This window comes from Halanaerobium saccharolyticum subsp. saccharolyticum DSM 6643 (assembly GCF_000350165.1).
Lineage (GTDB): Bacteria > Bacillota > Halanaerobiia > Halanaerobiales > Halanaerobiaceae > Halanaerobium > Halanaerobium saccharolyticum.
On the sequence record NZ_CAUI01000004.1, the window covers coordinates 24,979 to 34,261 of the forward strand.

Genomic DNA, 9,283 nt, shown 5'->3' on the forward strand with positions numbered 1-9,283 from the left:
AATAAATTAAATAATATAGTGATAGAGTAGACAGGAGGCGTAGAGTGTTCAAAGATGGGACGTTGCTTTGAAACGAAAGCTTGTTAGCTGCGGTCTCCTTGTCGCGTCCGCTGTCACCAAAGTTTCCTCTTTCTTTGGTGCAGATAAAACTATCATCCTAACCAAAGAGGGAGGGAGGTGGAAAAGATTATAATGAGTACAAAAAAAATAGCTTATCTTTCATTTTTAACGGCCTTAACAATTATTTTAACTAGAATTTTAAGTATTAGAATTCCAATTGCTGGGGTAGAAGGAGTAAGAATTGGTTTTGGAGCACTCCCGATTATATTTGCTGGAGTGGCATTTGGTCCGGTTGCTGGAGGTATTGTTGGAGCTTTAGGTGATTTGCTCGGTTATTTTATAAATCCTTTAGGAGCTTATATGCCTCATTTTACTCTAACTTCTTTTTTAACAGGTTTCATTCCTGGGTTTATGGTTTTTTATATTTTAAAAAGATGTAGAACTTTGCCGGTGATATTCATTTCAATTTCTGTTGGGCAATTAATTTCTTCTTTAATTTTAGTACCATATTTTATCAATACATTGTTTGGGGTGCCATTTGCTGTTTTAATGCCACCTAGATTAGTAAGTCAGTTAATTAATATACCAGTTTATGCATATTTTATTAGATTATTATTAAATTATGATGCAGTTAAAACTAGAAAAATTAAAGCTGGTACCAGCTGTTAATAAAGAATTGAACAATAAACTAAAGGGCCCAATTTGGGTCCTTTTTCTAGGAGAATTTAGCATGAATAAATTAAATTTGTTTAATTACGATCAAATCAAAGTAAATCTTAATAATACTTTTAATGGAAAAGTCTTTTTGAAAATATTTGATCGTATAGATTCCACAAATGATCAGGCTAAAAATCATCTAAAAGAACTTAAAGAGAAAAATAATAGAATTTATGATAAACAGATAGGAATTTTTGCTGCTGACTTTCAAGAAAAAGGACGGGGGCGAAGAGGTCATAACTGGTTTTCAGGTGGCCCAGCGGGTATATCTGTCTCTTTTTTATTTGAAGCAGGTGGTGATATAGCTCAAATCCCACTAATTACAGCAGCAGCAGCACTTGCAGTGAATGATAATTTTAAAGATTTTGCTTTAAAGACTAAGGTTAAATGGCCAAATGATATTTTAATTGGAAATAAAAAAATTGCTGGTATATTAACAGAATTAGTTTTTGATGAAACTCAATCTGCTTTTGTTATAATAGGTTGTGGTATAAATTTAAATAATAGTACTTTTAATAATAAAATAAGTGATTTTGCAACTTCTTATTATTTAGAAAAAGGAGAAAAAATCAATAAAAATATATTTTTGGCTGGATTAATTAACAAAATGCAGTATTATATAGATGGTTATCTTTATGGAGATAGAAATGATATAATTGAAAGTTGGAAAAAAGAATTGGGTCTAACAGGTAAAAAAGTTGATTTTATTTATAAAAACCATAGTTATACCGGAGTAATTAAAGAAATATTAAATAATGGAGATTTATTAATCAAATTGAAAAATGGTAAAACAAAGCAGCTTGATTCTCTAAATACTTCTTTAAATTATAAGAGTTTAGCTAAATATAATGACTTTAAATAATCATAAGAAAGGTGCTAAAAATGAAATTTAAATTAATACTATTTTTATTACTATTTTCATTACTAGTTTCATTTTCTGTTTCAGCTCAATATCTAGAGGTAGCATTAGTTAGTGACATTGGAGGTTTTGGAGACAATAGTTATAATGATCAACTGCGGTCAGCCATTAATGAAATGGATAAAAAAATTAATTTATCAGTAGATTATAGAGAATCAAAATTAATGACTGAATATCTGGAAAATATTAATTATTTTGCAGAAAACAAATTTGATTTAATCTGGGGTGTTGGTTTTACTATGGAGCAGGCGATTGAAGAAGCTGCTCAAATGTATCCAGAAAGAAATTTTGTTATATTTGATGGGGTAGTTGAGGAAGAAAATGTTATGTCGCTTACTTTCAAAAAAGAAGAAGCTGGATTTTTAGCAGGTGTTATTGCTGCTCTAGAGAGTCAAAACTCTGCCGTAGCATTTATCGGGGCTAAAGAAAATAAAGCAATGCAAAAATATCAAGCTGGTTTTAATACAGGCGTTAAAGCTGTAAATTCTGATATAAAAATAATGAATAAATATGTTGGTAGTTTTAATGATTTTTCTATGGCTAAAAAAATAACTACTGAATTAATAAAAGAAAGTGTTGATATTATTTTTTATGCTGCAGGATCTGCTTCACATGGAATTATTGATCAGGCTATAGAAGAAGATATTAAATTGATTTCTCTAGACAAAGCAGATATAAAGTTGGCTCCGAATAATATCTTAACTTCAATTTTAAAAAACACTGAACATATAGTAGAAGATGTTATAAAAGCTTATTATAACGATAATTATGTAAATGAAATAAAAGAATATGGGATTACTGATAATGCATTTATTTTAGAGGAGAAACAAGCAGAAAAGTTTATAAGTAGTGATAAATTAGTTAAAATTGAAGAATATAAACAGCAATTTTTGGAAGGTGAAATAGAAATAAGGTCAGAACTATAATTATTTATCCTAAGAAAAAAATGACCAATAGTCAATATATCATTTAAATCTGCATAATTCTATGATAAGATAAAATAGAATTAAAAGTTAAAGAAAATTTTAGGAGTGATAAATTGAAATTACCTGAATTAAAAATTGCTGATTTAAAACTGGAATTTCCTATTATTCAAGGTGGGATGGCAATTCGTGTATCAATGGCTGAACTTGCAGCAGCGGTTGCTAATGAGGGTGGAATTGGAGTTATTGGAGCTTCAGTTATGACTGCAAAAGAATTAAAAGCTGAAATAAAAAAAGCGAAACAACTTAGTGATGGAATAATTGGTGTAAATATAATGTTTGCTGCTTCTGGATTTAGTGAGCTGCTTCAGGCTTCGGTAGAGGCTGGAATAGATGTTATTATATCCGGTGCTGGTTTTTCCCGCGATATGTTTAATGTTGGAAAGGAGACTAATACACCCGTAATTCCTATTGTTTCATCTTTGAAACTTGCAAAAATTTCTGAAAAGCTAGGAGCTTCAGCAGTTGTTGTAGAAGGTGGAAATGCTGGGGGACATCTAGGAAGTGATGAGTATAGTTTTGATTTAGTAAAAAAAATTGTAGGAAAGATTAATATACCTGTTATTGGGGCTGGAGATGTTGTAACTCCAGAAGATCTTGAAAAAATGCTAAAACTTGGTGTTGACGGAGTTCAGATGGGCACTAGATTTTTAGCGAGTAAAGAAGCATCTGTAGCAGATAATTTCAAAAAATTATGTGTTGAAGCTTCATCCGAAGATGTTATGAAAATCATGAGTTCTGTTGGTTATAAAGCTAATTCAATAAAAACTAGATTTTCAGAATTGATAAAAGCCGGAGAAGCACCACCTCCTGCTAACTGTACAGATTGTTTAAAATCCTGTACTAAAAAATTCTGTATTAAGGATGCATTGGTTGCTGCTAAAGCTGGAAATATGGACACAGGTGTATTTTTTACTGGTGAAGGAATTGGGAGAGTTAATAAAATTTTATCTACTAAAGAAATTTTCAAGGAAATAAAAGATTACTTTAGAGAATAACTTAGAGTTAATTTTATAGGCTGCAGATACTTATTAATTTTCTGCAGTCTTTTTATAGTGCAAATTATCTAAATTAATAAGGAGAAATTGAAATGATTTTAACAATGGATATTGGGAATACTAATACAGTTCTTGGTTTATATGAGGGAGATGAATTAAAAACACATTGGAGAATTTCAACAGATAGAAATAAAACTCCGGATGAGTATGGGATGCTGTTTAAAAATCTATTTGAATCAGCAAATATTAAAAATGATGCTGTTGATTCGATTATAATTTCTAGTGTAGTTCCTCCAATATTGAGAATACTAAAGAAAACAGCTTATCGTTATTTTAATGTAAATCCACTCGTAATTGGCCCAGGTGTTAAAACAAGTATGAATATTAAAACTGATAATCCAAAAGAGGTAGGGGCAGATAGGATTGTTAATGCAGTTGCAGCAGGTCACCTTTATGATGGTCCTCTTATAATTGTAGATTTTGGGACAGCTACTACTTTTTGTGCAATTTCAGCTAAAGGGGAATACCTAGGTGGATCTATAGCGCCGGGTATTGGTATTTCTGCTGAAGCACTATTTAGTCAATCTGCTAAATTACCAAGAATTGAATTAATTGAGCCAGGCCATGCAATTGGGAAAAATACAATTGATGGGATGAAATCAGGGATAGTCTATGGTTTCGTCGGCCAGGTTGAATATTTAGTTAAAAAATTCAAAGACGAATTATCGCAAGATGCTGTTGTTATAGCCACTGGTGGTTTAGTGAGCTTGATAGCTGCGGAAACTGATTCTATAGATTATGTTGAACCATTTTTAACTTTAAAAGGATTAAAATATATTGCAGATATTAATGGGGTTGGATCTTAAATGAAAATAGCTGATTTAAAAATTGAGCCAGAGGTCTTTTTAGCTCCAATGGCTGGTGTAAGCGATTATCCTTATCGACAGCTTGTAAGAGAAATGGGAGTAGAGCTAATATACACTGAAATGGTTAGTTCTAAAGGTTATGAATATGGAAATAAAAGAACTGCTGAATTGATTGAATTTGATAAAGGTGAAAATGGGAAAATAGCGGTTCAAATTTTTGGAGAAGAACCTGAATTTATGGCCAGGGCTGCTGAGGGGATTTCAACAGAATATAATATAGATATCATAGATATTAATATGGGATGTCCAGCCAGAAAAATTGTTAAAAATGGTGCTGGCTCAGCTTTAATGAAAGATCCAGGTCTTGCATTTGAAATAATAAAAGCAACTGTTAATTCAGCTGAAGTACCTGTAACTGTTAAAATGCGCAGTGGTTGGGATGAAGATAATATTAATGCTGTCGAAATAGCAAAGATCTCAGAAGCAGCAGGTGCAGCAGCAGTTGCAGTTCATGGCCGAACTCGTAGCCAATTCTACAAAGGGCAGGCTGATTGGGACATTATAAAAAACGTAGTTGATTCAGTTAAAATACCCGTTATTGCAAATGGGGATATTTTTTCTGCGAAAGATGCTGAAGAAATATTTAATGAAACAGGTTGTGATGGGATTATGATTGGGAGAGCTGCACAGGGATATCCGTGGATTTTTAAGGAAATTATTGAATTTCTGAACACGGGAAGATTAATAGATGCGCCTTCTAATAAAGAAAAAATTGAAATGGCTTTAAGACACTTAGAATTAGCAGTTGACTATTATGGTGAAAAACATGGGATTCCAATTATGCGCAAACATATTTCATGGTATTTAAAAGGAATGCCAAATGCAGGCGTAATAAAAAATAAAGTTAATCAATTAGCAAAAAAAGATAAATTGATTTCTTTTTTAAGTGAATATAAAAAAGAATTATAGTTTTTGAATCATGTATTTTGGCATATCCTGTTAAAATAGTGTTAAAAGCTTCTTGACAATAAAACTAAAGTTATTTATAATGATTAATAATTGTAGATTAATATGGGTGTCAGGTTATATACCTGGCACACTTTGTTGTTGGGCTAATTTTGATGGCCCTTTTGGTAGTTTTAGATATATTAGATAATTTAGAGAATTATAAATTTTGAATATAATTTAGAAAGTAGAGGTAGATATTTATGTCAGAACAACAAGTGATGTTAACAGAAGAAGGTTTTGAAAAATTAGAAAATGAACTTGAATATTTAGAAACAGAAAAAAGGCGTGAAGTTGCTAAAAGGATTAAAGTTGCAAGAGAGTTTGGAGATATTAGTGAAAACTCAGAATATGATGATGCTAAAAATGAGCAGGCGTTTGTTGAAGGTAGAATTCAGGAAATAAAAAATATGCTTAATAATGCTCATGTTGTTAAAGATGAAGATATAACTGACAAAAAAGTTAATTTAGGTACCACTGTTATGCTTCATGACCTTGATAGTGACGAAAAAATCAGCTATACTTTAGTTGGGTCAGCAGAAGCGGATCCTTTAAACTATAAAATTTCTAATGAATCTCCGATTGGTAAAGCAATTTTAGGGCATGTAATTGGAGATGAAGTGAAAGTAGAAACTCCAGGTGGAGACGTTGATTATGAAATAATTTCAATCAAAAAGGTTAAACATTAAAAACAAATTTTAATATGAATTTTATGCTTTGTTTTTAACAATTTGCCAGAAATAGGGTTAGGACTCTATTATAATTAAATAAGGAGTTGGGTATTTATAATGAGTGAAAATATGCTCGAAGACATGAATGAGTTAATGCTGCAAAGACGGGAAAAGCTATCTCAATTAAGAGAAGAACGAGAAAAGGCTTTTGCCGATAAATATGAAGTCACTTATCATGCAGCAGAAGTAGAAAGTAATTTTGAAGAACTTGAAGAAAAAGAAGTTAAATTAGCAGGTCGTTTAATGGCCATTCGTACTCATGGTAAAGCTAGCTTTGCTGATTTAATGGATATGAGTGGAAAAGTCCAGTTATATGTAAAACAAAATAATATTGGTGAAGATCGTTATGAATTTTTCCAAGATTTAGATCTTGGTGATTTAGTTGGAATAACTGGTACTGTTTTTAAAACCAATCGGGGGCAAGTATCAATCAGAGTGTCTTCTTTTGAACTCTTAACTAAATCTTTAAGACCTTTACCAGAAAAATTTCATGGATTAAAGGATAAAGATATTCGATATCGCCAGCGTTATTTAGATCTAATAGTAAATCCAGATGTTAAGGAAACTTTTGTAATTAGAAGCAAAATTATTAAAGAGATGAGAAGGTATTTAGAAAACAAAGGATTTTTAGAAGTAGAAACTCCAATGATGCATCCGATTGCAGGTGGAGCTACTGCACGTCCTTTTGTTACTCATCACAATACCTTAGATATGGATTTATATTTACGAATTGCACCAGAACTTTATCTTAAAAAGTTAATCGTTGGTGGATTTGAGAAGGTGTTTGAAATCAACAGGAACTTTCGTAATGAAGGTATGTCATATAAACATAATCCTGAATTTACAACAATGGAGCTTTATCAGGCTCAAGCAGATTATCATGATATGATGGAGTTAACTGAAAATCTGGTTAGTCATTTAGCTGAAGAAGTTCTTGAAACTAAAACTTTAGAGTATGAAGGGACTGAACTTGATTTTACGGCTCCCTGGGATAGAATTACTATGGTAGAAGCTGTAAAAAAATATGCTGATGTAGATTTCAGTGAATTTGATACAGCCGAAAAGGCATATGAAGCTGCAGCCTCTGTAGGTGTAAAGCCTGAAGAAGGACTTTCTTATGGTGAGGTTTTAAATGAGGTTTTTGAAATAAGAGTGGAAGATAAGCTAATTCAACCTACCTTTATTATGGATTATCCAATAGAAGTGTCTCCTTTAGCTCAGAAGATAGAAGATGATCCACGCTTTACCTATCGTTTTGAGGCTTTTGTCTATGGTAGAGAAATTGCTAATGCTTTTAGTGAGTTAAATGATCCGGAAGAACAGAAGCGCAGATTTGAAAAACAAGTAGAAATGCGTGAAGCTGGAGATGAAGAAGCCCAGATGATGGATTATGATTTCATTAGAGCTTTAGAATACGGTATGCCTCCTACAGGTGGTTTAGGTATTGGTATTGATAGATTAATTATGTTATTAACTGATTCTAGTTCCATTAGGGATGTTATTTTATTCCCAACTATGAGACCAGAAAGTAATGAATAATAGATTTATGAACTTGAATATAGCCGGGATTTAAATATCCTGGCTGTGTTTTTACACTTAATTAATTAAATTTTCAGTCAAAAAGAACTTAACTTATTGTTAGTTCTAAAATTAAAAGAGGTGTTTGTAATGTTTAAAAAATTATCCATTAAAACAAATGATAAGGTGGAGCTTATTGATATCACAACAGAAATTCAAAATGCAGTTAAAAAAGCTGGATTAAAATCTGGTTTGGTTCAGATTCATATACCCCATACAACTGCTGCAGTTACTATAAATGAAAACGCTGATCCGGATGTTAAAGCAGACATAAAAAAAGAAATTAATAAAATAGTTCCTTTTGATGATAATTATGCACATTTAGAAGGGAATTCAGCTGCTCATATAAAATCCAGTTTATTTGGTGTGAATCAGAGTATAATGGTTGAAAATAGAAAACTATTATTGGGAACCTGGCAGGGGATATATTTTTGTGAGTTTGATGGTCCAAGAACTAGAAATATTTATTTAAAAATTATTCAAGATTAGACTAATTTTTTATTGTTATATCCTTGACAATTATCAAATTTGATGCTAAGATAATGTATGTCGCTGAAAAGTAATCAATAATATTTTTTTGGCCGACAAAAATTATTTTAAAAAGTTCTTGACAAAGCAAAAAGAGCTTGATAAGATAATAGACGTCGCACAAATAATCTCCTAAAATTTGAGATCAAAAATAAGCTCAAATAGAGATTATAAAAGAGCTAAATTTTAAAGCTTAAATATTTCTCTTCTTTATATATATAAGAGAAAATAAAGTTTTGAAAATCAAGAAAAATATTCTAAAAAAGTTTTTCTAAAAAGTTCTTGACAAAGTGTGGCAGAGTTGATAAGATATTAAATGTCGCTGATAAAAAACGCGGCAGAAAATATAGAAGATAATTTGCAGAAAAGCAGATTTTGTGCGCTGGCCTCGATGGCCAAGTACAGAGCCGACCATTCGTAATAAAATGAAGGCTCAGTGAACCTTGAAAATTAAACAGCAAGCCAACGTTAATATACTTTGAGTGTTAAAACTTAAAAGTAATTATAGTTTAAAGCTTATATTAAATAATATGAGTCAAATTCAAATTCTTTATATGGAGAGTTTGATCCTGGCTCAGGACGAACGCTGGCGGCGTGCTTAACACATGCAAGTCGAACGGTCTACCTCGACTGAAACCTTCGGGTTGACGACGAGATCTAGATAGTGGCGGACGGGTGAGTAACACGTGAATAATCTGTCCTCAAGTCTGGGATAACCTGGCGAAAGTCGGGCTAATCCGAGGTAAGCTGAGAGTGTGGCATCACACAATCAGAAAAAGGTGGCTTTGCCATCGTTTGAGGAGGAGTTCGCGGTAGATTAGCTAGCTGGTGAGGTAACGGCTCACCAGGGGCAACAATCTATAGCTGGTCTGAGAGGACGATCAGTCACACTGGAACT

General features: G+C 32.1%; 9 protein-coding genes, 1 rRNA gene and 1 riboswitch. All 10 genes read left to right on the forward strand.

All coding sequences use genetic code 11. The annotated features are described in order from the left end of the window. Positions 1–20: 20 nt before the first annotated feature. Positions 21–115: riboswitch (THF riboswitch) on the forward strand. A gap of 62 nt (positions 116–177) precedes the next feature. Beyond that, positions 178–729, forward strand: a complete 552-nt coding sequence (locus tag HSACCH_RS00330; RefSeq protein ID WP_005486979.1) for a folate family ECF transporter S component — start codon at positions 178–180, stop codon at positions 727–729. A gap of 61 nt (positions 730–790) precedes the next feature. Beyond that, positions 791–1,639: a biotin--[acetyl-CoA-carboxylase] ligase gene (locus HSACCH_RS00335; RefSeq protein WP_005486981.1), complete on the forward strand. Its 849-nt coding sequence runs from the start codon at positions 791–793 to the stop codon at positions 1,637–1,639. A gap of 20 nt (positions 1,640–1,659) precedes the next feature. Then, positions 1,660–2,622, forward strand: a complete 963-nt coding sequence (locus HSACCH_RS00340; RefSeq protein WP_005486982.1) for a BMP family ABC transporter substrate-binding protein — start codon at positions 1,660–1,662, stop codon at positions 2,620–2,622. A 113-nt stretch (positions 2,623–2,735) separates the two neighbouring features. Next, positions 2,736–3,677, forward strand: a complete 942-nt coding sequence (locus HSACCH_RS00345; protein WP_005486984.1) for an NAD(P)H-dependent flavin oxidoreductase — start codon at positions 2,736–2,738, stop codon at positions 3,675–3,677. Between the two features lie 92 nt (positions 3,678–3,769). Continuing rightward, positions 3,770–4,543, forward strand: a complete 774-nt coding sequence (locus HSACCH_RS00350) for a type III pantothenate kinase (RefSeq protein ID WP_005486986.1) — start codon at positions 3,770–3,772, stop codon at positions 4,541–4,543. Beyond that, positions 4,544–5,512 carry a tRNA dihydrouridine synthase DusB gene (gene dusB, locus HSACCH_RS00355; protein WP_005486987.1) on the forward strand — a complete coding sequence of 323 codons (969 nt, stop codon included), beginning with the start codon at positions 4,544–4,546 and terminating at the stop codon, positions 5,510–5,512. Positions 5,513–5,751: 239 nt separating this feature from the next. After that, a complete protein-coding gene (gene greA / locus HSACCH_RS00360; protein WP_005486988.1) occupies positions 5,752–6,237 on the forward strand; it encodes a transcription elongation factor GreA in 486 nt (161 codons plus the stop codon). Positions 6,238–6,336: 99 nt separating this feature from the next. After that, the gene (gene lysS, locus HSACCH_RS00365) at positions 6,337–7,818 is read left to right on the forward strand and encodes a lysine--tRNA ligase (RefSeq protein ID WP_005486989.1); all 1,482 of its coding nucleotides are present in this window, start codon (positions 6,337–6,339) and stop codon (positions 7,816–7,818) included. 129 nt (positions 7,819–7,947) lie between these two features. Beyond that, positions 7,948–8,346, forward strand: a complete 399-nt coding sequence (locus HSACCH_RS00370; RefSeq protein ID WP_005486990.1) for a secondary thiamine-phosphate synthase enzyme YjbQ — start codon at positions 7,948–7,950, stop codon at positions 8,344–8,346. A 590-nt stretch (positions 8,347–8,936) separates the two neighbouring features. Further along, a 16S ribosomal RNA gene (locus HSACCH_RS00375) occupies positions 8,937–9,283 on the forward strand; the annotation flags it as partial.